Origin of the sequence: Candidatus Pelagibacter communis, from assembly GCF_001180185.1 — a bacterium.
Classification (GTDB): domain Bacteria; phylum Pseudomonadota; class Alphaproteobacteria; order Pelagibacterales; family Pelagibacteraceae; genus Pelagibacter; species Pelagibacter ubique_F.
This window is the reverse complement of the sequence record NZ_CVSS01000013.1, coordinates 20,659-47,531: the sequence shown is the minus strand read 5'-3', so window position 1 is coordinate 47,531 and position 26,873 is coordinate 20,659. Positions and strand designations below refer to the sequence as shown.

Annotated in this window: 20 protein-coding genes and 1 tRNA gene; 6 read left to right on the top strand and 15 right to left on the bottom strand. The window is 30.1% G+C overall.

Annotated features, from left to right (window positions below; genetic code table 11):
- Positions 1 to 132: 132 nt before the first annotated feature.
- From lepA to AMN95_RS01125, 8 genes are read right to left on the bottom strand one after another with little or no spacing between them, the layout of a single operon-like run.
- Positions 133 to 1,941 carry a translation elongation factor 4 gene (lepA, locus tag AMN95_RS01160; protein ID WP_075522178.1) on the bottom strand — a complete coding sequence of 603 codons (1,809 nt, stop codon included), beginning with the start codon at positions 1,939 to 1,941 and terminating at the stop codon, positions 133 to 135.
- An 8-nt stretch (positions 1,942 to 1,949) separates the two neighbouring features.
- Positions 1,950 to 4,358 (bottom strand): phenylalanine--tRNA ligase subunit beta, encoded by a 2,409-nt coding sequence (gene pheT, locus AMN95_RS01155; RefSeq protein ID WP_075522177.1) that lies wholly within the window; start codon positions 4,356 to 4,358, stop codon positions 1,950 to 1,952.
- Positions 4,355 to 5,422, bottom strand: a complete 1,068-nt coding sequence (gene pheS, locus AMN95_RS01150) for a phenylalanine--tRNA ligase subunit alpha (protein WP_075522176.1) — start codon at positions 5,420 to 5,422, stop codon at positions 4,355 to 4,357. The genes pheT and pheS overlap by 4 nt, the downstream gene beginning before the upstream one ends.
- A gap of 43 nt (positions 5,423 to 5,465) precedes the next feature.
- Entirely contained in the window at positions 5,466 to 5,822 is a 357-nt protein-coding gene (gene rplT, locus AMN95_RS01145) for a 50S ribosomal protein L20 (RefSeq protein WP_075522175.1), read from the bottom strand.
- A 2-nt stretch (positions 5,823 to 5,824) separates the two neighbouring features.
- Complete coding sequence (gene rpmI / locus AMN95_RS01140) at positions 5,825 to 6,031, bottom strand: 50S ribosomal protein L35 (protein WP_075522174.1); 207 nt, start codon at positions 6,029 to 6,031, stop codon at positions 5,825 to 5,827.
- A 53-nt stretch (positions 6,032 to 6,084) separates the two neighbouring features.
- The gene (gene infC, locus AMN95_RS01135) at positions 6,085 to 6,630 is read right to left on the bottom strand and encodes a translation initiation factor IF-3 (protein ID WP_075522173.1); all 546 of its coding nucleotides are present in this window, start codon (positions 6,628 to 6,630) and stop codon (positions 6,085 to 6,087) included.
- Positions 6,631 to 8,547, bottom strand: a complete 1,917-nt coding sequence (thrS, locus tag AMN95_RS01130) for a threonine--tRNA ligase (protein ID WP_075522172.1) — start codon at positions 8,545 to 8,547, stop codon at positions 6,631 to 6,633. It lies immediately after the preceding gene.
- The gene (locus AMN95_RS01125; RefSeq protein WP_075522171.1) at positions 8,548 to 9,702 is read right to left on the bottom strand and encodes a glycosyltransferase family 4 protein; all 1,155 of its coding nucleotides are present in this window, start codon (positions 9,700 to 9,702) and stop codon (positions 8,548 to 8,550) included.
- A 42-nt stretch (positions 9,703 to 9,744) separates the two neighbouring features.
- Here AMN95_RS01125 and AMN95_RS01120 point away from each other — a divergent pair, with 42 nt between their 5' ends.
- Complete coding sequence (locus AMN95_RS01120) at positions 9,745 to 10,491, top strand: alpha/beta fold hydrolase (RefSeq protein WP_075522170.1); 747 nt, start codon at positions 9,745 to 9,747, stop codon at positions 10,489 to 10,491.
- On the opposite strand, the gene gltB is transcribed toward AMN95_RS01120, so the two are convergent.
- Complete coding sequence (gltB, locus tag AMN95_RS01115) at positions 10,484 to 14,989, bottom strand: glutamate synthase large subunit (RefSeq protein WP_075522169.1); 4,506 nt, start codon at positions 14,987 to 14,989, stop codon at positions 10,484 to 10,486. The two genes, AMN95_RS01120 and gltB, sit on opposite strands and share 8 nt — an antisense overlap.
- Positions 14,989 to 16,428, bottom strand: a complete 1,440-nt coding sequence (locus AMN95_RS01110) for an NAD(P)-dependent oxidoreductase (protein WP_075522168.1) — start codon at positions 16,426 to 16,428, stop codon at positions 14,989 to 14,991. The genes gltB and AMN95_RS01110 overlap by 1 nt, the downstream gene beginning before the upstream one ends.
- 183 nt (positions 16,429 to 16,611) lie before the next feature.
- On the opposite strand from AMN95_RS01110, the gene AMN95_RS01105 reads away from it, so the two are divergent.
- The gene (locus AMN95_RS01105) at positions 16,612 to 17,379 is read left to right on the top strand and encodes an undecaprenyl-diphosphate phosphatase (RefSeq protein ID WP_075522167.1); all 768 of its coding nucleotides are present in this window, start codon (positions 16,612 to 16,614) and stop codon (positions 17,377 to 17,379) included.
- Here AMN95_RS01105 and AMN95_RS01100 read toward each other — a convergent pair.
- The 3 genes from AMN95_RS01100 to aceE are packed head-to-tail and all read right to left on the bottom strand — an operon-like array spanning position 17,376 to position 22,572.
- Positions 17,376 to 18,266: a DMT family transporter gene (locus AMN95_RS01100; protein WP_075522166.1), complete on the bottom strand. Its 891-nt coding sequence runs from the start codon at positions 18,264 to 18,266 to the stop codon at positions 17,376 to 17,378. The two genes, AMN95_RS01105 and AMN95_RS01100, sit on opposite strands and share 4 nt — an antisense overlap.
- A gap of 8 nt (positions 18,267 to 18,274) precedes the next feature.
- Positions 18,275 to 19,534: a 2-oxo acid dehydrogenase subunit E2 gene (locus AMN95_RS01095; RefSeq protein ID WP_075522165.1), complete on the bottom strand. Its 1,260-nt coding sequence runs from the start codon at positions 19,532 to 19,534 to the stop codon at positions 18,275 to 18,277.
- The gene (aceE, locus tag AMN95_RS01090) at positions 19,534 to 22,572 is read right to left on the bottom strand and encodes a pyruvate dehydrogenase (acetyl-transferring), homodimeric type (RefSeq protein ID WP_075522164.1); all 3,039 of its coding nucleotides are present in this window, start codon (positions 22,570 to 22,572) and stop codon (positions 19,534 to 19,536) included. Before aceE ends, AMN95_RS01095 begins: the two co-directional genes overlap by 1 nt.
- A 36-nt stretch (positions 22,573 to 22,608) precedes the next feature.
- Here aceE and AMN95_RS05615 point away from each other — a divergent pair, with 36 nt between their 5' ends.
- On the top strand, positions 22,609 to 22,785 hold the full coding sequence (locus AMN95_RS05615; protein ID WP_179850332.1) for a hypothetical protein: 177 nt from the start codon (positions 22,609 to 22,611) through the stop codon (positions 22,783 to 22,785).
- Here AMN95_RS05615 and AMN95_RS01085 read toward each other — a convergent pair.
- Positions 22,782 to 23,957, bottom strand: coding sequence for an acetyl-CoA C-acetyltransferase (locus AMN95_RS01085; protein WP_075522163.1), 1,176 nt, complete (start codon positions 23,955 to 23,957; stop codon positions 22,782 to 22,784). The genes AMN95_RS05615 and AMN95_RS01085 overlap by 4 nt on opposite strands.
- A 72-nt stretch (positions 23,958 to 24,029) precedes the next feature.
- Between AMN95_RS01085 and AMN95_RS01080 the strand changes: the two genes are divergently transcribed.
- Positions 24,030 to 24,106: transfer RNA gene (locus AMN95_RS01080), tRNA-Arg, on the top strand.
- Here AMN95_RS01080 and AMN95_RS01075 read toward each other — a convergent pair.
- Positions 24,107 to 25,213: a glycosyltransferase gene (locus tag AMN95_RS01075; RefSeq protein WP_075522162.1), complete on the bottom strand. Its 1,107-nt coding sequence runs from the start codon at positions 25,211 to 25,213 to the stop codon at positions 24,107 to 24,109.
- A gap of 155 nt (positions 25,214 to 25,368) precedes the next feature.
- Between AMN95_RS01075 and AMN95_RS01070 the strand changes: the two genes are divergently transcribed.
- Positions 25,369 to 26,259, top strand: coding sequence for a glycosyltransferase family 2 protein (locus tag AMN95_RS01070; protein ID WP_075522161.1), 891 nt, complete (start codon positions 25,369 to 25,371; stop codon positions 26,257 to 26,259).
- A gap of 118 nt (positions 26,260 to 26,377) precedes the next feature.
- Complete coding sequence (locus AMN95_RS01065; protein ID WP_075522160.1) at positions 26,378 to 26,803, top strand: PaaI family thioesterase; 426 nt, start codon at positions 26,378 to 26,380, stop codon at positions 26,801 to 26,803.
- The last annotated feature ends 70 nt before the right edge of the window (positions 26,804 to 26,873 follow it).

The following is a 26,873-nucleotide window of genomic DNA, read 5'->3' as shown; positions in this document are numbered from 1 at the left end:
ATTTATTTGACTCAAAAGAATTACAAGTAACAAAATGGGGAAAAATAACAACATACTTCTCTAAAATTTTATATCTCAGTTTAAACATAAAATTATTATCAAAGAAAGTTATACAATCAGCAATTTTATTTATCATTTTTCTTTATTAATTTTTAAAACACCAATAAAAGCCTCTTGAGGTATTTCTACTCTACCAAATTGTTTTGATCTAGCTTTTCCTTTTTTCTGTTTTTCTAAAAGTTTTCTTTTTCTGTCCGTTGCGCCGCCACCATGAATTTTAGTTAATACGTCTTTCTTGAATCCTTTTATTGTTTCTCTCGCAATAATTTTGCCTCCTATTGCAGCTTGAACCGGGATCATAAAATTATGTCGTGGTATTAAATCTTTTAATTTTTCGCAAACTTCTCTCCCCGTTTTTTGTGCAAAATCTTTATGTATCATCATCGCTAAAGCATCGACAGACTCTCCATTTACTAAAATACCAAGTTTTACTAAATCTCCCTCTCTATGTTCAATAATTTCATAATCGAAACTAGCATATCCACTTGTCATGGATTTTAATCTATCATTAAAATCGAAAACGACTTCATTCAATGGTAATTCATAATTTACGACAGCTCTATTTCCTGAGTAACTTAAATTAGTTTGAATTCCCCTTTTATCCTGACACATCTTTATAATTGAACCTAAATATTGGTCAGGAGTAATAATTGTTGCTTTTATCCATGGCTCCTCAATATATTTTATCAAAGTTGGATCAGGTAAACTTGTTGGATTTTGAAGATCAATTATATTTCTATTATTAAGGTGGACTTTATAAACAACACCAGGTGTAGTTGTTAACAAATTAACATCAAATTCCCTTTCTAGCCTTTCTGTTACAATTTCCAAATGAAGTAAACCTAAAAATCCACACCTAAAACCTAATCCTAAAGCAGATGATGACTCGGGTTCAAATGAAAAACTTGCATCATTTAATTGTAATTTAGCTAGACCATCTTTAAGTTTTTGAAATTCAGAACTATCTACTGGAAATAGCCCACAAAACACTACTGGTTTGCTTGGTTTAAATCCAGGCAAAGCCTCTTTTAATGGCCTTGATGCATCACATATTGTATCTCCAACTTTTGTTTCAGATAAAACTTTTATTCCAGTTGTAATAAATCCAATTTCACCAGTTTTTAATTCATTTATGTCTACTGGTTTTGGAGTAAAAACTCCAACTTTTTCAACAATATATTCTTGATTAGTTGACATCATTTTTATTTTCATGTGCTTTGAAAGTTTACCATCAATCACTCTCACTAAAATTACTACACCAAGATATGTATCATACCAACTATCAACCAATAAACATTTTAAATCTGCTGAACTTTCTCCTTTAGGACCTGGCAATGTTGTAATTATTTGTTCTAAAATATCCCCAATTCCTTCACCAGTTTTACCTGAACATGGAATTGCATTTTCAGTGTCAATTCCTATAACTTCCTCAATTTGTTTTTTGGTTCTGTCTAAATCTGATGCAGGTAAGTCAACTTTATTTAAAACTGGTACTATCTCATGATTAGTATCTAAAGCTTGATAGACATTTGCTAAAGTTTGAGCTTCTACTCCCTGAGTACTATCAACGATTAAAATTGAACCCTCACATGCATATAAAGATCTGCTAACTTCATAACTAAAATCTACGTGACCTGGGGTATCAATAATGTTTAAAATATAATTTTTTCCATTTTTAGCTTTGTAATTTAATTTTACAGTTTGAGCTTTAATTGTAATTCCTCTTTCTCTTTCTATATCCATAGAATCTAAAACTTGTGCTTTCATTTCTCTTTCAGTCAATCCACCACAACTATGAATAATTCGATCAGCAATAGTAGATTTTCCATGATCGATATGCGCAATAATCGCAAAATTTCTAATATTATCAATTGAGCTCATTAATTTTTTTAGGAACGTATTTTAGCACCAGTTTTATTTTCAACTGTTTCTATTATCAAATTATTAATTTTTTCTAAATCATTATCTGTTAAAGTTTTTTCTAAAGATTGAATAGTGACGCTTATAGCTATTGATTTTTGATTTTTGGGAATATTTTCTCCCTCATAAACGTCAAACACTTTAATATTTGATATTAAATTTTTATCAATACCAGATATTACACTAACTAATTCTTGTACATTTACATTCTTATCAACAATAAATGCAAAATCTCTCTCAGATTTTTGAAACTCAGACACAAAGTATTTTGTTTTTTGATCTTTTATAGGTTTTTTTGGTAATCTTAAATTATCCAAAAATATCTCAAAACCTACTAAAGAGTCTGTTTTAATATCTAGAGTTTTTATAATATTTGGATGGATTTCACCAAAATAAGCAGCTACTTTATCTTTTCCCTTATTTAAAAATATTCTTCCTGACTTTCCTGGATGAAAATAATTTGGGCTTGCATCATCTAGGTAGAATTTTTCTGAGTTATATCCGGCCTCTACTAAAGTTTGTACAACATCTCTTTTAATATCAAAAACATCTACATTTCTCTCTTTTTCGACCCAAGAAAGTCTAGATTTTTTTCCAGCTGACAAACCACAAACAACTGTATTCTGTTCTCCAGGTCGTGAACCATAAAATGTTGGTCCTATTTCAAATATTGATAAATCTTTAATTCCTCTATCTAAGTTTTTACTCATGTACATTACTAAATTTGAAAAAATTGAATTTCTTAATACTCCCAACTCAGAGCTAATTGGATTTACAATCTTTATTTCTTTATTAGATTCTTTAAAGTGATCGTTATATTTAGTATCTGTAAAAGACCAGGTAATTGTTTCCAAATACCCTTTAGATGCTACCGCCCTTTGAAGAAAATGAAATAGCTTTTGAGTTGGATTTAAAGTATTTTTTGATCTTTCTTTAATGGGATTTTCTATTTTTATTTTCCTGTAGCCACTAATTCTCACAAGTTCCTCAACTATATCAATTTCTTGAACAATATCTGGTCTCCAAGAGGGTACTAATAATTTGATAATTTTTTTTTCTATTTTTGTTTCAAAACCGAGCTTCTCTAAAATATTTATCATTTCTTTAACTGAAATTTTAAAACCTGTGATTCTCTCAAATATATTTGGATCAAACTTTAAGATTTTTTTTTTATAGGATCCGATTTTTTGAATATCTATTTTACTAATTTCACCACCACAAATTTCCTTAATTAAGAAGGCTGCTTTATTTAATCCATTTTCAATAGATAACTGATCAATACCTCTTTCAAATCTAAATTTAGCATCTGTATCGATATTCAACTTCTTAGCAGTTTTTCTAATTGATCTTGGATCAAAATAAGCTGACTCTAATAAAACATTTTTTGTATCTAGCTCTGTACCAGATCTTGTTCCTCCAATAATTCCTCCTAGGCCTAGGACGCCTTTGTTATCACTTATTACACACATTCCTTCATTTAGTTTATAATTTTTATTGTCTAAAGCAGTAAATTCTTCTCCTGATTTTGTATTTCTAACAATTATACCTTTCTCGATTTTGTCAGCATCGTATGCATGTAAGGGACGATTAATATCAATCATGACATAATTTGTAATATCTACAATTGCGGATATTGGTTTTTGGCCTATAGAAATTAATTTATCTTTTAACCATTGAGGGCTTTCTGTATTTTTGACGTTAGTTATCAAACAGCTTCCAAAAGATAAACAGCCTTGACTTTTTTCTTTTATAATTTTTACTTTTAAAGTCTGTTTTTTATTAGATTTTATTTTTTTTTCTTTATCTGTTTTTAAGTTTCCAAAACCTGCGGCTGATAAATCTCTCGCTATTCCTCTAACACCAAGACAGTCAGGTCTATTTGGTGTAATTGATAAATCTATAAGATTAGAACTTGGTTTAGAAAAATAACTTTTTCCAATATTTTTTGCATATTTGGATGACGTCAGCTCAATAATCCCCTCGCTTTCATTTGATAAATTTAATTCAGATTCCGAACAAAGCATGCCATAAGATGTAACATCTCTGATTTTAGCAACAACTAGTTTGGTTTTATTTTTTGGAATTATTGCACCTGGTGGAGCATATACAGTAAGAAGACCCTCTCTTGCATTTGCAGCCCCACAAACAACTTTTTTTATTTTTTTATTACCAACATCAACTTCACAAACTTTAAGTCTATCAGCATTTGGATGTTTTTCAGTTTTTACAATTTTTGCTATCTTAAATAAATCTAATCCCTCAAATAGATTCTCTATACTCTCAACTTCAAGACCTATATCTGTTAGTTTCTCAAGAAGTTTTTCTTCTTTGGCACTTATTTTCAAATGATCTTTTAACCAATCATATGTAATCTTCATCTGCTTAAACCTCTGTAATTTGAAGGAACATCAAGTGGATCAAAACCAAAATGATTTAACCATCTGTAGTCACAATCAAAAAAAGCTCTTAAATCATTAATGCCGTATTTAAGCATTGCCAGTCGATCTATACCTATACCAAATGCATATCCTTGATATTTAGAGGGATCTACTTTTACATTTTTTAAAACATTAGGATGCACCATACCGCAGCCTAAAATTTCAAGCCATTTATCTCCCTCTCCAATAATTATTTTTCCATCTTTGATTTCATATCCAATATCTACTTCAGCAGAAGGTTCTGTGAATGGAAAATGGCTAGGTCTGAATCTCATTTTAATTTTTTCAACTTCAAAAAATTCTTTAATGAAATAATTCAAGCATCCCTTCAAATGCCCCATATTAATATTTGTGTCAATATGCAAACCCTCTACTTGATGAAACATTGGCGAGTGTGTTTGATCACTATCAGATCTATAAGTTCTTCCAGGGGCAATGATCTTAAATGGTGGTTTGTCTTTTAGCATAGTTCTGATTTGAACTGGTGATGTATGAGTTCGTAACAAAAACTCTTTGTTTTCATCTAAGTAAAATGTATCATGCATATCTCGTGCTGGATGATTGTCAGGTGTGTTTAAAGCAGTAAAGTTATAATATTCATTTTCAACATCAGGGCCTTCCTCAACACTAAATCCTATTTCAGAGAAAATAGATGAAATTTCATCAATAGTTTGTGATACTGGGTGAACTTTCCCTCTAACGAATGGTCTTTCAGGTAAAGTTATATCAACTTTTTCTTTTTCCAATTTTTCGTTTATTTTTTTTCCCTCTAACTCATTAATTTTAGAAGTTATCAAATTCTGTAGTTCGTCTTTTGCTTGATTTAAATCTGATGCAAATTTTTTTCTATCAGTATCTGGAATCGATCCTATTGTTTTAAATTTTGACGAAATTAAACCATTTTTACCAAAGAGCTCGGTTTTGATTTCATTTATTTGATCAATGCTTAAATCATTTTCAAGCTTTGATATAAACTGATCTCTAATATTTTTTATCTCTGACATATTAGTAGATTATTTCCTTAAGAAATAAAAACAATAGCGAAGATTAATTTAAAGCCGATTGAGCTTTTTGTACAATTGTTTTGAATGCTTCTGGGCTATCGTAAGCAATTTCAGCAAGAATTTTTCTATCTATTGTGATGCCACATTTATTTAACCCATTGATAAATTTTGAGTATGTTAAGCCTTCAGCTCTAACTCCAGCGTTGATTCTCTGTATCCACAATGATTTAAAATCTCTTTTTTTATTTCGTCTGTCTCTGTATGCGTATTGCATGGATTTTTCCATAGCTTGCTTGGCAACTCTAATTGTATTTTTTCTTCTGCCCCATTGACCTTTTACAGCTTTTAAAACTTTTTTGTGTTTAGCTTTACTAGTAACTCCTCTTTTCACTCTTGCCATTATTAACCTCTTAGACTGTAAGGCATATACGACTTAACAATTTTTCCATCCTGTTTTGACATTGTCGTTGTACCTCTTAATTTTCTTATTTGCGAATTCGTTCTCTTAATCATACCATGTCGTTTTCCAGCTTGAGCACTCATTACTTTGCCTTTTGCTGAAATTTTAAATCTTTTTTTTGCTGAACTTTTAGTTTTAAGTTTTGGCATAATTCTGCGAGGTTATACAAAGAATGATTTAAATTTACAACCTTAATTAAGTCTTATATTGGTTGAATTACCATTATCATTTGTTTTCCATCAAATTTAGGATGTAATTCTACTTTACCTACTTCCTTCATGTCCTCTTTGATTTTATTCATCAATTCATTTCCTAAATGTGAATGTTGTAATTCTCTTCCCTTAAATCTTATTGTAAATTTTACTTTATCTCCTTTTGAAATAAATTTTTTGGCATTTTTAACCTTAAATTCATAATCATGTGTTTCTGTAACTGGTCTCATCTTAATTTCTTTTAATAAAATAATTTTTTGTTTCTTTTTTGCAAGATTTGCTTTTTTTTGAGCATCATATTTAAATTTGCCCATATCCATAATTTTACAAACCGGTGGATTTGCATTTGGAGCAATTTCAATTAAATCTAATCCTTGATTTTTGGCTAATGAGATAGCCTCATTAGTATTTAGAACTCCTAAGTTTTCACCATCACTTGCTATTACTTGAACTTCAGGAGAGGAAATCCTGTTATTTGATCTAGGACCACGTTCTTTAGTTCTTCTTTGAAAATAATTTTGTTTAAAATCTGGCACTTAGTTTGATGATGCTTTATTAAAAGCAGAAAATTTTTTTAAGAATAGATTTAAATCCATATTTTCTTGTTTATTAGAGTCCAACCTTCTAATCGTTACTGAGTTGGTGTCAACTTCTTTTTTACCACAAATTAATAAAACTGGTATTTTTGCAAGTGAATGTTCTTTAATTTTATTGTTTAAATTATGCTTTTTTAAATCAACATGCGAACTTATACCAGCCTCTTTTATTTTTTTTGTAACTTCAATTGCGTAATCGTCAAATTCTTCTGATATAGGGATGACCACTGTTTGAAGGGGTGAAATCCAAAAGGGAAATTTACCTGCATAATTTTCAATTAAAATTCCAATAAATCTCTCTAGCGAACCAAATAAAGCTCTATGCAACATAACAGGAATTTTTTTTGAACCATCTTTGTCTACATAAGAAGCTCCAAGTCTCCCTGGTAAATTAAAATCAACTTGCAAGGTTCCACATTGCCAATCTCTTCCAATCGCATCTCTCAAAACAAATTCAATTTTAGGCCCATAAAATGCGCCCTCTCCTTTGTTAATGCTATATTCTAATTTAGAAGCTTTTACTGCCTTTAATAAAGCACTTTCAGCTTTATCCCATACTTTATCATCACCAACTCTTAATTCAGGTCTATCAGAATATTTTAAAATAACATTTTCAAAACCTAAATCTCTGTAAATTTCTAAAATAAGATTTGTTACTATCAAGCATTCTTCTGTAATTTGATCTTCAGTGCAAAATATGTGAGCATCGTCTTGAGTAAATGCCCTAACTCTCAAAAGGCCATGTAGCGCTCCCGAAGGCTCATAACGATGTACTTTTCCAAATTCAGACATCTTCAAAGGTAAATCTTTATAACTTTTTAGACCTTGATTAAAAACTTCAAGACAGCCTGGACAATTCATAGGTTTAATTGCAAAAACTTTTTCATCTGGAGTAGTTGACGTATACATATTTGCCCCAAATTTTTCCCAATGGCCTGATTTTTCCCATAAAGAACGATCTAAAACCTCTGGAGTATTTATTTCTTTATATCCTGCAATATCCTGTTTCATTCTCATATAATCAATCAATTTTTGAAATAATGCCCAGCCTTTCTCATGCCAAAAAACAGATCCTGGACTTTCTTCTCTAAAGTGAAATAAGTCCATTTCTTTGCCTAATTTTCTATGATCTCTTTTTTCTGCCTCTTCAATTCTTTTTAAATAATCATCCAAATCTTTTTGAGAAGCCCAACTAGTTCCATAAATTCTTTGAAGCATTTCATTGTTTGAGTCTCCTCGCCAATATGCACCAGCTACTTTTGTAAGTTTAAAAAATTTTCCAATTTTTCCTGTTGAGGAAAGATGTGGACCTCTACATAAGTCATGCCATTCACCGTGAAAATAAATTGAAACTTCTTCTCCTTCAGGGATACTCTCTATGAGCTGAGCTTTGTAAAATTCACCTTTATTTTTAAAATGCTTAATAGCCTTATCTCTAGACCAAACCTCTCTTTTAGTTATTTCATTTCGATCAACAATCTCTCGCATTTTTTCTTCAATTCTTTTTAAATCATCCTCAGTAAATGGCTCTTTTCTAGCAAAATCATAGTAAAATCCATTCTCAATTACTGGTCCGATAGTAACTTGGGTTCCAGGATAAAGTTCTTGAACAGCCATAGCTAATATATGGGCTGTGTCATGTCTTATTGTCTCAAGGCCCTCATCATTTTTCGATGTAAAAATCTTTACTGAACAATCTTTTTCTATTACAAAATTTAAATCTCTCAATTTACCATCAACTGATATAACCATTGCTTGTTTAGCTAGTGATTTTCCAATTTTTTCTGCTATTTGCAAACCAGTTACTTGATTTGTAAATTCTAAACTTTTTCCGTCAGGTAATGTTATAGTTGGCATTTAATTTATTAATTTTTTGTATTCTGAATAAGTAGAAAAACACATTTTTTCAACATTAAATTTTTTAATAACATTTTTTCTTCCCTGAATCCCAAGTGTTTTTAATGTTGTATCATCTAAATTTAATACTTTAAGGATTTTTTCGCTTAAAGATTTCGCATTACTAGACTCAAATAAATATCCCGTTTTTCCATCAATAACAGTCTCATTAGACCCACCAATATTACTTGCAATAATTATCTTTTCCATAGACTGGGCCTCAACAGCCACCCTTCCAAATGCTTCTGGTTTTATAGAAGGCGATACTATTATATCTGCAATTTTATATGCAAGCGCCATATCTTTACAATGATCAACAAATTTTACTTGTTTGGTAGTTCTAAATTGTTCACTTAATCTTAACAATTTCTTTTTATATAAATCACGACCTTGTTCACTTCCAAGTATGACAGCATAAAAAGCCTCGTAACCGAGCTGTATATTCACTAAATTAATTGCCTCTAGAAAAAGCTCTTGTCCTTTCCAAGAAGTTAATCTTCCTGGCAGTAAAACTATTTTTTTATTTTCCTCTATCTCCCATTTTTTAAGAAGTTTTTTTTCTTCAATCTCCGTTTTTGTTGTCGGATCAAAATAATCTACATTTATTCCTCTAAATATAACCATTAATTTATTTTTAAAATTTAGATAATCAGAATAATTTTCTTTAATATGTGAAAAAATAAAATTCGATCCTGCAATAACTAGATTTGACCTGACCATGACTGAATTATAAAATTTTTTAATTTTATTTTCAAAAGAATAAGTACCATGAAACGTGGTAACAAATTTTCTTCCAGTAATTTTAGTTGCTAATAGACATGACCACGCAGGCGCTCTACTTCTAGCATGAACAATTGATATTTTATAAAATAAAATGATAAATGTTAGAATTATCGAATTAAATAAAATAATTAGCGGGTTTTTGCTATTAACGGGTAGTTTAATTAAATTAACTTTTTTTTTATCGATAAATTTAATTAATTCTCCACCACTCGTTACAATAAATGACTTACAATTATTTTCAGGTAAATAATGAGCTAAATCATAGCAACCTGTTTCAGCTCCTCCATAACCTAACCTGGGAATTACTTGTAAAACTTTTAAATCAGATGACATCTGATATGATTATACATGAATAGATTTAACTATTAAACTCTAATGATAAAATACAATTATATTAGATTATTAAAATCAAAAAAAATTAGATATTTAAAGAATAATCAAAAGAATGAAACCTTTATAGTTTTCTTGCATGGTTTCATGTCAGACCTTAACGGAAAAAAACCAAAAACTTTTTTAAAATTTGCAAAAAAAAAAAAGTTAGGTTTTCTTGCTTTAGAATACTCTGGACATGGAAAATCTTCTGGAAAATTCATTGAAGGTAATGTGACTAAATGGACCAAAGAAACAACAATTTTAATAAAAAAGATTGTAAAAAAAAATCAATTTATATTAATTGGTTCAAGCATGGGTGCCTGGATATCTCTAAATCAATTTAAAATTTTTAAAAAACAAATTAAAGGTTTTCTTGGTATAGGGGCAGCACCAGAATTTTTAGAAAATTTGATGTGGAAAAAATTTACAAAAAAAATGAAACAAGAAATATATTCTAAAGGCATCATTAACTTAAGACATGGAAATTATGAATACCCAATTACCTATCAATTAATTAAAGATGGAAGAAATAATAAAATATTAAATAAAAGTATTCATCATGAATTGAAAGTAACTATGATACACGGAGAAAAAGATGAGTCTGTACCTTCAGTTTACTCAAAAAAAGTATTAAGACTCTTTAAAAATGCATTTAAAAAATTAGTAATTGTTAAAAATGGTGATCACAGTCTTTCATCAAATAAATATTTAAAAATCCTGATTAAAGAATTGAATATATTGCTCAGCTAACTTCTCTTATTGATTTTTTTAAAGAGATTGGCTCCTCTAGTTTGTTTACCATCTCTTTAGGACATATTTGAACAAAATTTTTTATTTCATCATCAAAATTTTTTAGTAAATTCTTTGACAATTTTGACTCAGTTTCTTTTGTGTGTTCCTCTAACAAATTTTTTAAATGATTTATCCAAAACTTTGTCTCGACTTGTTGCCAAATTACTGAGTCTGGGTTTACTTTTTTATCAAAATTATTTGAAGGATCATAAACAAATGACATACCACCCGTCATACCAGCTGCAAAATTATCTCCAACATGTCCTAGTATTACCACTGTTCCGCCTGTCATATATTCACATCCATTAGAGTCACAACCCTCTATTACTGTCATTGCTCCAGAATTTCTAACTGCAAACCTATCTCCTGCTTGGCCAGCTGCAAAAAGTTTACCAGATGTTGCGCCGTAAAGAACCGTATTTCCGATTATTGTATTCTCATTAGAAACCAGATTGCTTTCATCTGAAAGTTTTATTGATATTGTTGCTCCTGACAATCCTTTACCTACATAATCGTTTGCATCACCTTTAAGATTCAATTTTAGCCCCTTAGTAGCAAAAGCCCCAAATGATTGTCCAGCTGACCCTTTAAAATTTAAAGTTAAAAAATTTTCTTCTAAATTTTCATATCCGTATCTTTTAAATAGTTGATGTGAAATCCTAGTTCCAACTGCTCTGTTTGTATTTTTTATTATAAATTCTTTATTAATCTTCTCTGAGTTATTTAAGGCATTTTCTATTTCAGGCCAAATTTCTTGATCTAGTGTATCTGGAACTTTGTTAATATCTACTGAGTCACAGTATCTTTTATTTTCACCTGGATCCGCTTGAACAAACAATGGGTTTAAATCTAAATCATCTAAATTTGGTGAAGCCTTACTTACTTGCATTAATAAATCAGTTCTACCAATAACTTCATTCAATGACTTAAATCCAAGTTCAGCTAAAATTTCTCTGACCTCTGATGCAATAAACGTGAATAAATTAACTATTTTCTCTGGTGTGCCTGTGAATTTTTCTCTTAATTTATCATCTTGTGTACATACACCCACAGGACATGTGTTTGAATGACACTGTCTTACCATAATGCATCCCATCGCAACAAGAGCAGTCGTCGCTACGCCGTATTCCTCTGCGCCCATCATCGCGGCAATAACAACATCTCTTCCTGTTTTTATTCCTCCGTCAGTTCTTAGAGTTACTTTGTGTCTTAAATTATTTAATGTTAATACTTGATTAGCTTCTGTAAGACCCATTTCCCAAGGTATACCAACATATTTAACACTTGTCTGAGGAGTGGCTCCTGTGCCTCCATTATGTCCAGATATCAATATGATATCAGCTTTAGCTTTAGCTACTCCCGCTGCGATAGTTCCTACACCAGATGAAGCGACTAGTTTAACTCCAATTCTTGCTTTTGGATTTATTTGCTTCAAATCATAAATCAATTGGGCTAGATCCTCTATAGAATAAATATCGTGATGAGGCGGAGGAGAAATTAATGACACTCCAGGGGTGGAATGTCTTAATTTAGCAATTTCATCTGTTACTTTAAAGCCTGGTAATTGACCACCTTCACCTGGTTTTGCTCCTTGAGCAATTTTGATTTCAATTTCATTACAATTATTTAAATAGTTTATTGTTACACCAAATCGTGCAGATGCAATTTGTTTTACTCTTGAGTTTGCACTATCTCCACTTTTCATTATTTTAAATCTACTTTCGTCTTCACCACCCTCACCACTACATGATGCCCCTTTAATTCTGTTCATTCCAATAGCTAAAGTTTCATGTGCCTCTTTTGACAATGCACCATGAGACATGCTTCCACTTCCAAATCTTTTTAAGATATTTTCTATTGGCTCAACTTCAGTAATGTCAATTGAAGGTCCTAATTTTTTTTTTCTAAAATCAATTAGGTCCCTTAGGTTTATTGGAGGTAAGTCATATATTCCTTCCACATACTTTTTGTATGCAGAATAAGAATTAGAGCCAACCGCACTTTGTAATAAGTGAATTAATCTACCTTGGTATTGATGTGTTTCACCATTTTTTCTATATCGATAAATTCCACCAATAGGCAAAACAGTATCAGTGCTTTCATAAGCCTCTTTATGAATTTTACGAATTTTTTTCTCTATTCCAGTTAGTCCAATTCCAGAAATTTTTGAGGTAACACCTTGAAAATAATCATTAACTATAGTTCTGCTTAACCCAACTGTTTCAAAATTACATCCACCCCTATACGAACTAAGAACTGAAATACCCATTTTAGACATGATCTTTAAAAGACCTGCATTAACAGACTTAATATACCTTTGAACACATTCATCAAAATTAAATTGACCAAATAGCTTTTTTTCATGTCTTTGATATAAACTATCAAAAGCTAAATAAGGGTTAACTGTTGTTGCACCGACACCTATCAGAGTTGCAAATGAATGAGTGTCTAATGCCTCGCCTGATTGAACGTTTATTGAAACATATCCTCTAAGTTTTTTTTCAATTAAAAAAGTGTTAATTGCGCCTACGCATAGTAACATCGGCATTGGCATTTTTTCAAATGAAAGGTCTTTATCACTTAAAATTAATTGTGTAACTCCTTGTCTAACTGCAATTTCAGCTTCTTTTTGTATTCTTTTAATTGCATCAACTAACTTTTCCTGAATAGAAAAAGTACAATCAATTGGAAGTGAGTTTTTTCCAAAAAAATTAATAAATTTATTAAATTGTGAATTTGAAAGTATCGGGCTATTTAAAACGTATATATTTTCTTTAGTTAAAGTGTCAAAATCTAAGATATTTCCAAGATTTCCAAATCTTGTTTTTAAACTCATAACTTTATTTTCTCTTAATGAGTCAATAGGGGGATTAGTGACTTGACTAAAATTTTGCCTAAAAAAATGATAAAGAGGTCTATATTTGTCTGATAAAACTGCTAAAGGAGTATCATCTCCCATCGAGCCAGTTGCTTCTTTTGCATCCTCAGCCATAGGATGCAAAATTAATTCTAAATCCTCCAAACTAATTCCAAATGTATGCTGTCTTCTTCTTAATTCCTCACCTGAAAAATTATGTTTTTCATTTGATATAGATAATTTTTCATCTAGATCAATTATCTGTGAATTAAAATGTTTAAATTCTTTTGCTAAGTAATCTTTAATTTGGTCATTGAAAAACACTTTACCTTTTTCAATTCTTATACCAATAATTTCACCAGGACCTAATCTTCCTTTTGATAGAATTCTTTTTTCGTTAAGCTCTATCATGCCTGTTTCAGAGCCAGCGAATAAAAGTTTATCTTTTGTTATAGCATATCTAAGCGGCCTTAAACCATTTCTATCGTTTGCAGCAATAACCCACTCATTGTCAGTTGCCGCTATTGCAGCAGGTCCATCCCAAGGCTCCATTGTACTATTCAAAAAGTTGAATAGTTGTTGATGATTTTTTGGTAGTGTTTTGTTTTTCTTAGACCAGGCATCTGGGACTAACATCAGTTTTGCCAAGGGTGCAGATTGTCCAGATTTATTTAATAATTCAAAAACATTATCCAAGGCAGCTGAGTCTGAAACTCCTTTTTGTATAACTGGCTTCAAATTTTCAACGTCATCAAAAAGAGGACTGCTCATTTCTTGTTCATGAACTTTCATCCAATTTTTATTTCCTTTATAAGTATTAATCTCACCATTATGCGCAACTGCTCTGAAAGGTTGAGCTAAGCTCCAACTGGGAGCGGTATTTGTCGAAAATCTTTGATGAAATATTGCGTACCGAGATACAAATCTTTTATCTTTTAAGTCCAAATAGAAATTTGAAATAGCCTCAGCTAAGAACATTCCTTTATAAATTATTGATTTTGAACTTATAGAACAAATATAAAAATTATTTAATGAAAGATTAAAAGCTTCATTTTCAATTTTTTTTCTAGTTTCATATATTTTTCTCTCTAGATCTTTATCTGTTAAATTATTATCATTTGATTTAAATAAAACCTGAATTATTTCAGGCATTGTTTGAAATGCTTTTTCACCTAAAACTTTAGGGTTTACTGGAACTTGTCTCCAACCATAAATGCTAAAATTATTTTTTGTTAATTCACTTTCAACGATTGTTTTACAGCTTTCTTGAGATGAATAATCATTTCTTGGCAAGAATATCATTCCTACACAAATTTCAGAATTTTCATAACTATGTCCAGTAACCTCAATTTTTTCTATAAAAAAATCCTTTGGAATTTCGACGTGTATTCCTGCTCCATCTCCTGTTTTACCGTCAGCATCGACTGCACCTCGATGCCAAACAGCTTTTAAAGCCTCGATTCCGTACTCCACAACTTCTCTTGATTTTTTTCCCTCAGTTGAAGCAATTACACCAACTCCACAAGCATCATGCTCCATTTCTTTTGAATAAACATGATTATCAGTTAAGAGTTTTAAATTTTTTTTATAATTATCCATCATGCTACTTTTATTTTCTTTAATTCTTTACTTTCCAAATAATTTTTCATAGCAATTGCTGCATCTCTACCATCTTTAATTGACCAAACGACAAGTGATGCACCTCTTACTATATCCCCAGCTGCAAATACCCCCTCTAAATTTGTCTCCATAGTATCGAAGTTTGTTTTTAAAGTTCCCCATTTTGTTACTTGTAATTCTTTTGAGTCAAATAAATAAGGCAAGTCCTCTGGATCAAATCCAAGAGCTTTAATAACCATATCAGCTTTAATTTCAAATTCTGAACCTTCTTTAATTTCTGGTTTTCTTCTACCTGATTCATCAGGTTCACCTAGTTGAATTTGATCAATAATTAATTTTTCTATTTTATTTGTGCCTTTAAATTCTTTAGGACTTGATAACCAAACAAATTCAACTCCCTCTTCTTCGGCATTAGAAACTTCCCTTGCAGAACCTGGCATATTCTCTTTATCTCTCCTATAAAGACACTTAACCGACTTTGCTTTCTGTCTTACAGAGGTTCTTACACAGTCCATAGCAGTGTCACCACCACCAATTACAACAATATCTTTTCCTTCTGCATTTAAAATTCCTTTATCAAATAATTCAACTTTATCTCCCAAACCTTTTTTATTTGATGCTGTAAGAAATTCCATAGCTGGAAAAATATTTTCTAAGTCATTTCCAGGTAAGTTAATTTCTCTTGGTTTATATACCCCTGTAGCAATTAAAATTGCATCATGCTTTTTTCTCAAATTTTCTAAAGTAGCATCTTTACCAACCTCAAAATTATGTTCAAATTTTATGCCACCATCTTTGAGAAGCTTAGTTCGTCTTTCGACAACATGTTTCTCTAATTTAAAATTTGGGATACCATAAATTAATAAACCTCCTGCACGATCATAACGATCATACACTGTAATTTTGTATCCATTTTTTCTTAACTGTTCAGCTGCTGCTAAACCAGCTGGTCCTGCACCAATAATACCAACGCTCTGATTTTTTTCATATTCTACCTCAATTGGTTTTACCCAGCCTTGTTCCCAAGCATTATCTGTTATATATTTTTCTACTGATCCTATCGTTACTGTCCCATGACCTGACTGCTCAATAACACAATTGCCCTCACAAAGACGGTCCTGTGGACATATTCTTCCACAAACTTCAGGCATATTGTTTGTGCTTTGAGATAATTCGTAAGCTTCTTTTAGTCTTCCCTCTGCTGTTAATTTTAACCAGTCTGGAATGTTATTGCTAAGTGGACAATGGACCTGACAAAAAGGAACTCCACATTGTGAACATCTGCTAGATTGCTCTTGAGCTTTTTGTTTTATGAAATCGTCATAAATTTCATTAAAATCATCCTTTCTATTCTCAACCTTCCTTTTAGGTGGAGTCTGTTGACCTATTTTTACAAATTTAAGCATTTTATCAGTCATAATTTATTTAAAATAGTGGCAAAATATACATTGTTTTTATTAGTAAAAGAATTATTTAGGTCAATAAGTATGACTTAAATTTGATTAAAATGGGCAAGAAATAATGAAATTTTAATTTTTGCATACCTACTATGATTAAATCGAATTGTTTTAAAAGGATATTTTTTAAGTTACGACAACTATATGTTTCAAGATTTTATAGAAATCCTTGTTCTCTCAGCTATTCAGGGAATATCAGAATTTTTACCAATTAGTTCATCAGCTCATTTGATTATAGTGTCCAGCTTATATGATCTTAAAGCAAGCTCCTTGTTAATAGATATAAGTTTACATTTAGGTTCTTTGATAGCAATAATATTTTTTTTTAGAAAAGATTTATTCAGCCTTAAAAATAATCACAAATTATTAAAATTAATCATAATAGGTTCGGTACCACTTATTATTTTTGGATACATATTACATTCAACAGAATTAATACATCTTTTAAGAAATATTAAAGTTATAGCATGGACCACATTATTTTTTGGTATTATTTTATACTTTGCTGATCAGAAAAAAACTGATCAAAATATTTCCTCAAATTTAAGTATTAAATCAATAATATTCATAGGATTATTTCAAATACTTGCTTTAATACCTGGTGTTAGTAGAGCAGGTATTACTATGACTGCTGCAAGATTTTTAAATTTTAATAGAGTCGACTCAGGAAAAATTTCATTTTTGCTTTCTATCCCTGCATTAGCAGGAGCAAGTTTTCTTGGGTTAAAAGATATACAGAATGAAACTTTAGAAATTAATTTATTGGTAATTATTGCTATAGTCTTGTCTTTTTTGTTTTCATATATAACCGTAAAATTTTTTTTAAATTATTTAAATAAATTTTCATTAAATATTTTTGTAATTTATAGATTAATAATTGCATTAATATTATTGTCGATAATTTATTTTTAAACAGGTCGTTTTATCAAAGGTAGTAATTGAGACAATAAAACACCACATAGTATAAAAAAACATCCTACTAAATTATTAGCTCCTAATATCTGATTTAATAAAAACCAAGCTGCAATTGTTGCAAAAACACCTTCTAATGAAAAGATTATCGCTGCTGGGGCAGGTGTAATATTTTTTTGTGCATAAATTTGTAAAACAAAAGCAAAGCCTCCTGAAAGAATTCCTGCGTATAAAATTGAGTCTATTTCATTTAAAATATTTTTGATTATAAATTCCTCATAAATAAATCCGATCATGAAAGAAAATATCGCTACTAATAAAGTTTGAATAGCGCCTAAAGTTAGAGGTAAATTATATTTAGTAACTATTATTCCTGTAAAAATAATATGCGTACTCCAAAACAAAGCACCTAATACAACAAGTGTATCACCAAGTCTTACTGTTGCATCGTGGAAATTCGTAAGTAGATAACCACCAATTAAACATAGAACTACAGAGGGCCAAACACTCCAATGTATTGATTTTTTTCTAAATAGAAAAATTATTATTGGTACCATTGGGACATAAAAAATAGTAAAAAATGCTGCGTTAGCTACATCTGTATACAAAAGAGCAACTTGTTGTAATGCTGAACCTAAAAAAAGTGATAGTCCAATTAAAAAAGAAAGTATAGCAAATGTTTTGAAGTCTAATTTAAACTCTGATTTAAATTTTTTTACCTCAAATATAAACGCAAGTGGAACAATTGCTAAAAATCCAACAAAAAATCTTACAGCGTTAAAAGTGAAAGGGCCTATATTGTCCATTCCTGTATCTTGAGCAATAAAAGTGGTTCCCCAAATAAATGTGCATAATAATGCACTAAATAATGAGACTGTTTTTGACATAATCTGTTCTAGACTGCTAATTTATAAGCAAAGTTTTTACCTAAATTTTCTTTTAATTCATTGTTAAAACGGGCGGCTTCTGCTCCGTCAATAATTCTATGATCGTAAGACAATGATAAAGGCAACATAGTTCTTGTAACGAATTTTCCATCTAAAAAAACTTGTTTTTTTTCAGATCTTCCAATTCCTAATATCGCAACTTCAGGAAAATTAATAATAGGTGTGAAAAACGATCCTCCAATTCCACCTAAACTTGTTATTGTCATAGATCCACCAAATAATTCTTTTTTATCAATTTTAAGATTTCTACATTGATCACTAAGATTTTTAAGTTCTGAACTTATAAGATTAATATTTTTATTGTCTGCATTTCTTAATTTAGGAACCATTAAACCATGCGGAGTATCAACAGCTATCCCAATATGATAATATTTTTTAACAGTCATTTTTCCACCATCAATATCGTCGATAGAGCTATTAAAATTAGGAAATTTTTTCAATGAAACGGTCAAAGCTTTGACAATAAAGGCTAAAGGCGTAATTTTTTTTTTTTCTCCAGTATATATATCTGTCAGCGATGTTCTAAATTCCTCCAGCTCTGTGATATCTGCTTCATCATGATTGGTAACATGAGGAATATTAGTCCAAGAATTCATCAAATATTTTGATGATAATTTTTTAACCCTTGGTATATCTTTAATTTCTACTTCTCCAAATTCTGAGTGAGAGTATTCCTGTTTTGTTTTTTCATTACTTTTATTCTCATTATTAACTAAGTTATTAGATTTCGAAGCTACAAATAATTTTATATCGCTCTCGATAACTCTACCTTTACGTTCACTGCCTGCAACTTGATTAATATCTACACCAAGCTCTCTTGCAAATTTTCGAACCTTTGGACTAGCAGATGATATATTTAAAACTTTATTTTGATTAGCTGCTATTTTTTGAGTCTCTAATTTTGTTTCCTGAGTTTTTTTAATCTCTTTTTTAATTTCTGTTTTTTTTTCAACTTTTTTCTGTACTTCATTAATATTTTCTAAAATTAAGATTAAGTCACCCTCTGAAACTTTATCTCCCACCTTCGTTTTTAAAGTTTTAATTTTTCCATCAAAATTTGAAGGAATTTCTACGCTAGATTTGTCACTCTCTATTGTTATTAAAGGATCATTTTTTTTTAGAGTTTGACCCTCAGAAACTAAAACCTCAATTACTTCTACATCTTTGAAATCTCCGATATTAGGTACTTTTATTTCAATTTCTGACATTATAATTTTGTTGGCATCGGTTTATTAATATCTATTTTGTATTTTTTGATTGCCTCTTTAGCGTACTTGGATGCTATAAGCTGTTCTTTAGCTAATACACTTAATCCATAAGTAGCAACATGTTCCTTATCAACTTCAAAAAAATTTCTTAAATTTTTTCTAGTATCACTTCGTCCAAAACCATCTGTTCCTAATGAATAAAAACTTTTATTTATATAGGGTCTAATTTGATCTGAATTCATTCTCATGTAATCTGAAGCGGCCAAAATAGGTCCTTCCGTGTTACCCAAACATTTTTCAACATAAGACTTCTTTGGTTCTTTGTCTGGATTTAAAAGATTATATCTTTCTACTTCTAGACCGTCTCTTCTTAACTCATTAAAACTTGTTACACTCCAAATTTCACTATCTATCTGATATTCTTTTTGTAATATTTCAGCGCCAGCAATCATTTCTCTTAAAATTGTGCCAGATCCCAAAAATTGGATTTTAGTTTTTTTATATTTATTAAATTCTTTAATTTTATACATTCCTTTTAAAATTCCTTCTTCACAAGACCTATCTTTGGGCATAGCTGGGTGAGGATAATTTTCATTCATAGTTGTAATGTAGTAAAAAACATTCTCTTTTTTTTCATGCATCCTTTTTAATCCATCTCTAAAAATAACTGCTAATTCATAATGAAATGTTGGATCGTATGATACACAATTGGGAATAGTTGAAGCCATGAGATGACTGTGACCATCTTGATGCTGCAGTCCTTCACCAGCTAAAGTTGTTCTTCCAGCTGTAGCTCCAATTAAAAATCCTCTAGACTGACTATCCGCACCAGCCCATGCAAGGTCCCCAACTCTTTGAAATCCAAACATCGAGTAAAAAAGATAAATAGGTATCATTTCAATATCATGATTTGTGTATGAGGTTCCTGCCGCAATCCAAGAAGACATTGCGCCGGCTTCATTAATTCCTTCCTCTAAAACTTGTCCGCTTTTTTCCTCTCTATAAGAACTTAATTGTGCAGAATCTTCGGGTTCGTATTTTTGGCCTTCGTGAGCATAAATACCAATCTTTTGGAAAAAACCTTCCATACCAAATGTTCTAGCTTCATCGGGGATAATTGGCACCAATCTTGGAGCAACATTTTTATCTCTTAAAAGATTTGTAAGCATTCGAACTAAAGCCATAGTAGTAGACATTTCTTTCTTTCCTGTGGACTCTTTCATGTTGTCAAAAATGTCTTTTGGTGGTGCCTTAATTGGTTTTGCATATGTAGTTCTCTCTGGAATGAAACCACCTAATTGAAGTCTTTTTTCTTTAAGATACTTAATCTCAGGAGAGTTTTGATCTGGTTTGTAATATTCTATGTTTTTTACTTGTTGATCTGTAAGTGGTACATCGAACCTATCTCTGTAATACATTAAATCATCTATATCTAGTTTTTTCGTTTGATGCGTAGTGTTTACACTCTCTCCACTTTTTCCCATTCCATAACCTTTTATGGTTTTTGCAATTACCACTGTAGGACTTCCAATATTTTTTGATGCTTTATCGTAGGCAGCAAAAACTTTATGAGGATCATGTCCTCCTCTATTTAATCTCCAGATATCTTTATCAGAAAGACTTGATACTAAGTCTTTTGTTTCTGGATATTTACCAAAAAATTTTTCTCTCACATAAGCGCCATCTCTAGCCTTCATTGCTTGGTACTCTCCATCAACAGTTTCATTCATTGTTTTTACTAAATGGCCTGTTTTATCATTTGCTAATAGCGGATCCCAATATGAACCCCAAATCACCTTAATCACATTCCATCCTGCTCCTCTAAAAATTCCCTCTAATTCTTGTATAATTTTTCCATTACCTCGAACTGGACCATCCAATCTTTGAAGATTACAATTCACTACAAATATTAAATTATCTAAATTTTCTCTTGCTGCTAAACCAATAGCACCCAAGGATTCTGGTTCATCCATTTCTCCATCGCCTAAAAATGCCCAAACTTTTCTACCTTCATCTTTAATTAAACCTCGATTAATTAAATACTTCATGTATCTTGCTTGATAGATTGCTAACATTGGGCCTAGCCCCATAGACACTGTTGGAAATTGCCAAAAGTTTGGCATCAGCCATGGATGTGGATACGAAGACAATCCACCTGGATTAACCTCTTGTCTGAAACTGTCTAATTGCTTTTCATTAAGTCGACCTTCAAGAAAAGCTCTAGCATACATCCCTGGTGCACTATGACCTTGAAAGTAAACTAAATCACCTCCAAATTTATTGTTTTTCGCTCTCCAGAAATGATTCATTCCAACATCGTAAAGAGTAGCTGCAGATGCAAAAGTTCCTATATGGCCTCCAAGTTCAGGAAATTTTTTATTTGCTCTTACTACCATCGCGGCAGCATTCCATCTAATTAATGATCTAATTCTTCTCTCAATATTTTGATCACCATTCGACTTTTTTTCCTCACTAACAGGTATAGTATTTATATAAGGTGTGTTTTGTGTATAAGGAATATTAGCACCTTCCATATAAGCTTTATTAATTAATTCCTTAATTAAATAGTGAGCTCTCTGATTTCCATCCTTTTCTATAACGTCTGAAAGAGATTCTAACCACTCACTTGTCTCTAATGGATCAATGTCTCCTTCATTTACTACCTGCATTATTTCAGGTTTTTCTTTTTCTAATTTTTGAATTGGTTTTTTTTGTTCTTGAGTTTTTTTTAAGGAGCTTTCTGCCTCTTGGATTAAATTCTCAGTATTTTTTGGAACATCTTGTGAAGAAGAAAGCTTTTGATCAACGCTTGATATATTTAAAATTAAATCATCTTTTGAAACTTTATCACCAACTTTTACAAGTATAGACTCAATTTTACCTGAAAAAATTGATGGTATTTCAACACTAGATTTATCGCTTTCTATAGTTATTACAGGATCGTTCTTTTTAATTTCTTGACCTTCTTTAACTAATAATTCAATTACCTCAACATTCTCAAAATCACCAATGTCAGGTACTAATAATTTTTCAGTCATTTTTTTATGTCTTATACACTATAAAAAAGTTGTTAAATGCAAATCTTACCACATTCTGTTCAATTTTTTGACACTCTTTCCATACATGCTTCAAAAATGATTAAAAAGTTATTTAAAACACTTATTCAGCCCAAAGTTAGCACCTATGTAGATGCTAAAATATGGATACAAAAAATTTTATTAGAGGAGAAATACGGAAAAATTAATTCCTAAATTCTCTCCACACACAAAGCTATACCCATTCCTCCGCCTATGCAGAGTGTTGCACAACCTTTATTTTTTTTTTGTCTTTTCATTTCATGTATCAAAGTTACAAGTATTCTTGATCCTGAAGCACCGATAGGATGACCAAGAGCTATAGCTCCACCATTAACGTTTACTTTATTTTCATCAATTCCTAATTCACGGATTACTGCAATACTTTGAGATGCAAAAGCCTCATTAATTTCGAATAAGTCAATTTCATCTAAATTCCATTTTGCTTTTTTACTTGCTTTACGAACAGCCTCAATAGGTCCTAAACCCATTACAGATGGATCTACTCCAACTGAAGACCATGATACAATTTTTGCTAATGGTTTTATCGATCTTTTTTCTGCTTCCTCTAATGAGGTTAATAACAAAGCTGCAGCTCCATCGTTTATACCTGAGGAATTACCTGGTGTAATAGTTCCATTGTCTTGAAAAACAGTTTTTAGTTTTTCTAAATCTGACATTTTTAATCCTAACCTCGGATGTTCATCAGTATCTAAAATGTTCCCATCATGATTAATTTTTACTAACTCTTCATTAAATTTTTTATTAGCGATAGCTAATTCTGCTTTTTTTTGAGATTTTAAAGCAAATTCATCTTGTTCTTGTCTTGTTATATTAAACTTTTTCGCAACATTTTCTGCTGTTACGCCCATATGATAATTATTGAATGCATCTATTAACCCATCATTAACCATTGTATCTAATAATTTGTCTTCTGATATTTTTTTTTCATCTCTATAAAAAATTGAATGTGGAGCTAAAGACATACTTTCTTGACCTCCTGAAATGACATTATTTGACTCTCCTAATTTGATTGATTGATAACCTGATATAATAGCTCTAAGTCCTGATCCACAAACTTGATTAATTATGTGTGCTGGTTTAGAAATTGGTATTCCAGCATTAACTGCGGCCTGTCTTGCTGGATTCTGTCCAGCTCCAGCAGTTAAAACCTGACCCATAATTACTTCATCAATTTCGTCTGCAGTAAATTTAGATTTTTTTAGAACTTCTTTTATAACCATAGATCCAAGTTGGTCAGATTTTATATTTTTTAATGACCCTTTATAAGTACCAATTGGCGTTCTTATAGCATTTACAATAACTACTTCTTTTAATTTATTACTCATAAAATTTTAAATCTGTCTTATCATTAAAATACACTAAAAAATGGTATACTATAATTAAATAAAATCAAAAATGCGCCTGTAGCTCAACTGGATAGAGCGCTTGGCTACGGACCAGGAGGTTCTGGGTTCGACTCCTAGCAGGCGCACCACTAAATATAATTTTCTACAATACTCATATATTTTTTAAGAGCTATCTTGGAATTAAATTTAGTAAGAATTTTTTTATAATAAATTTTTTTTTTTTTAAATATGTGAGGTTTACTAAAAAATAAATCAATTTTGTTAGATAATGAGTGGTAATCATTCTTATTTACTAAAAAACCTGCTTTTCCATTCAGTAAAATTTCCTTAGGCCCTGTAGGACATCTAGTTGAAATTATAGGAATATTTAAAGCCATAGCCTCAATCAAAACATTGGGCATTCCTTCAAAGTCTGAAGTAAGAATAAATAAATCTGATTTACTTAAATAAGGAAAAGGATTTTTTTTATAATTAAGAATATGTAAATTATTAAAAAAATCATTCTTTTTTGAAAATTCAATTATTTCATTTTTTTTCTTACCTTCTCCGATCAATACTAAATTTAAGTTATGTTTATTTTTACAGTGATTAATTGCTTTTAATAACATTAAATGATTTTTTACTTTTTCAAGTCTTGCGATAGAAATAATAATTTTCTTTTTACTTGAAAACACTTTTTCATGAACACTAAACTGCTTTGAAAGTCTTTTGTAATTTCTGGTTAAAGTTGGATTGTAAATACAAGTTACGTTATTTGATCTACATAATTTTTTTATTTCATCAGATAATTCTTTTGAATTACAAATAATTTTTTTTGCATTTTTATAAAGTAACTGAGCAAGTTTAATTATTATATTACCTTTAAAATCTTTTAAATAACTTCGATAGGATAATCGTTCACAACATATTATTTTCAATTTATTTTTGAATAAAATCTTATTTATTAACAATGCCAATATACTTGCATGCATTTGTACTGAAAAAATTATATCTGGCTTATATTTATTTATTATCTTTGAAAGTTCAAAAAAAGACGTGATTGTTCTTTTAGCTTTTAATTCAATTTTCTTAATACCAATTCTTCTAATTTCACTAGAATAAATTTTTGAAAAAACATTAGAAACAAAGATAACCTCATACTTTTTTGAAAATTTTTCAGAAATCAATAAATTTGTTCTTTCTGCTCCACCATCTAAAAATAACGGATGATAAAATAAAATTTTTTTTCTTTTCACAGTAATTAAAATTTATATATTATAATTTTTTTAAATAAAAAAGTGTTTTCATTTAATATACTAATAATCCATTAATTCTATTTTAATAAAGCTGATAATAATAAAATATAAATGTTTAATAAGAATTCATTAATGATATAAAAAATTTAGCCTATATGTTTTCAAAATCATTTAACAGCAAAATTGGAAAAATATTCATCAACCCAACAGTTTCAGAAAGATTTCATGGAGGATTAAGGGTTAAAAATAAAAACCTTTATAAAAAAAAACCTTTAATTACAATTATAACTGTAGTTAAAGATAACCCTAAACTTCTTGAAAAATGTATTTTAAGTATAGCTCAACAAAAATTCAGAAACTTTGAACATATAATAATTGATGGTGGTTCCCGAGAAGATACTTTAAACGTCATACGAAAAAACGAGAGACATATAAGTTATTGGATAAGTCAAAATGATAAAGGTATTTATGATGCCTTTAACAGAGGTTTAAATTATGCCCTAGGTGATGTTATAGGCTTTGTAAATTCTGATGATACTTTGAACAAAAATGCACTTAAGATATTGAGTAATTATTTAAATAAATATCCAAACAAAGACTTTTTTTTTGGTAGTGTAAAAAAACATTGGGGAATTTTATATGGTTATAAAAGCTGGAAAATTAATTTCACTTGGAACTTCTATTCAGCACATTCCTGTGGTTTTTTTATTAGGAAACAATCAGCAAGAAAAATAGGGTATTATAATACAAATTACAGATATCATGCAGATTATGATTATTTTTATAGAATGATAAAGCACCATAAATTAGATGGTGTAGGAACAAATAAAAATGAATTATTTGGTATTTTTAATAGAGGTGGATTCTCAAGTAAGCAAAAATTTAAAGATCATATTTATGAGTCTTCTGTAATACGTTTAAATAATGGTCAATCGAAATTTTTTGTTATTTTGTCTGCATTAGCAAAAATTCTTTATAATAAAAAAAGACTAGATAAATATGTCTCAGATATTTTTGATATAATTAGATATATTATTAGTTACTAATTAGTATATTAAAAAAATGAAAAATAAAATATTAAAAATGTCGCTCAGAAACTCAGTTATATTTTTTTTTATTTCAATTTTTGTTTTTCTGCTTATCTTAACAATAATTTTATAAATTATGTCAAATAAATTTGATCAGATTAGTTTAAAACCTGGGTTCATGATGCATAACGGCGGATTATATTTCAGAAATATTTCTGAAAACGAATATGAATTCAAATCTACTATTAATGAAAATCATTTAAATGCTGCCGGTGTTACCCATGGTGGTTATCTAGCTGCATTAATTGATGCAGGTGCAGGTACAGCTGCACATCGTTCTGCAAATAATGCACCATGTGTAACAATTTCACTTGATATAAAGTATATTGGCGTATCAAGAGTTAATGAAGAAATTATAGGCACAACAAAGATTTTAAAAAAAACAAAATCTTTAATTTTTTTATTTTGTCAGTTAAATTGTAATAACAAAATTATAGCCTCTGCCTCTGGAATTTGGAAAATACTAAAATTAAATCCATCTAATTTAGGTCCTGGTGGATAGACTTTTTATTTTTAAAATGAGAACATTTTGTTTAAAGATTCGGCCACGTTTTAGTCTATTTTTGTTCTTT

What these genes read in the sequence shown, in the direction of transcription:
- AMN95_RS01070 (WP_075522161.1), top strand. Translation starts at nt 25,369, where the DNA reads ATGTTTTCAAAATCATTTAACAGCAAAATTGGAAAAATATTCATCAAC.
- AMN95_RS01120 (WP_075522170.1), top strand. Translation starts at nt 9,745, where the DNA reads ATGATAAAATACAATTATATTAGATTATTAAAATCAAAAAAAATTAGA.
- rplT (WP_075522175.1), bottom strand. Translation starts at nt 5,822, where the DNA reads ATGGCAAGAGTGAAAAGAGGAGTTACTAGTAAAGCTAAACACAAAAAA.
- pheS (WP_075522176.1), bottom strand. Translation starts at nt 5,422, where the DNA reads ATGTCAGAGATAAAAAATATTAGAGATCAGTTTATATCAAAGCTTGAA.
- thrS (WP_075522172.1), bottom strand. Translation starts at nt 8,547, where the DNA reads ATGCCAACTATAACATTACCTGACGGAAAAAGTTTAGAATTTACAAAT.
- AMN95_RS01095 (WP_075522165.1), bottom strand. Translation starts at nt 19,534, where the DNA reads ATGTCAGAAATTGAAATAAAAGTACCTAATATCGGAGATTTCAAAGAT.
- AMN95_RS01100 (WP_075522166.1), bottom strand. Translation starts at nt 18,266, where the DNA reads ATGTCAAAAACAGTCTCATTATTTAGTGCATTATTATGCACATTTATT.
- AMN95_RS01065 (WP_075522160.1), top strand. Translation starts at nt 26,378, where the DNA reads ATGTCAAATAAATTTGATCAGATTAGTTTAAAACCTGGGTTCATGATG.
- pheT (WP_075522177.1), bottom strand. Translation starts at nt 4,358, where the DNA reads ATGAAGATTACATATGATTGGTTAAAAGATCATTTGAAAATAAGTGCC.
- aceE (WP_075522164.1), bottom strand. Translation starts at nt 22,572, where the DNA reads ATGACTGAAAAATTATTAGTACCTGACATTGGTGATTTTGAGAATGTT.
- AMN95_RS01110 (WP_075522168.1), bottom strand. Translation starts at nt 16,428, where the DNA reads ATGACTGATAAAATGCTTAAATTTGTAAAAATAGGTCAACAGACTCCA.
- AMN95_RS01105 (WP_075522167.1), top strand. Translation starts at nt 16,612, where the DNA reads ATGTTTCAAGATTTTATAGAAATCCTTGTTCTCTCAGCTATTCAGGGA.
- AMN95_RS05615 (WP_179850332.1), top strand. Translation starts at nt 22,609, where the DNA reads ATGCAAATCTTACCACATTCTGTTCAATTTTTTGACACTCTTTCCATA.
- AMN95_RS01085 (WP_075522163.1), bottom strand. Translation starts at nt 23,957, where the DNA reads ATGAGTAATAAATTAAAAGAAGTAGTTATTGTAAATGCTATAAGAACG.
- gltB (WP_075522169.1), bottom strand. Translation starts at nt 14,989, where the DNA reads ATGGATAATTATAAAAAAAATTTAAAACTCTTAACTGATAATCATGTT.
- AMN95_RS01125 (WP_075522171.1), bottom strand. Translation starts at nt 9,702, where the DNA reads ATGTCATCTGATTTAAAAGTTTTACAAGTAATTCCCAGGTTAGGTTAT.
- rpmI (WP_075522174.1), bottom strand. Translation starts at nt 6,031, where the DNA reads ATGCCAAAACTTAAAACTAAAAGTTCAGCAAAAAAAAGATTTAAAATT.
- lepA (WP_075522178.1), bottom strand. Translation starts at nt 1,941, where the DNA reads ATGAGCTCAATTGATAATATTAGAAATTTTGCGATTATTGCGCATATC.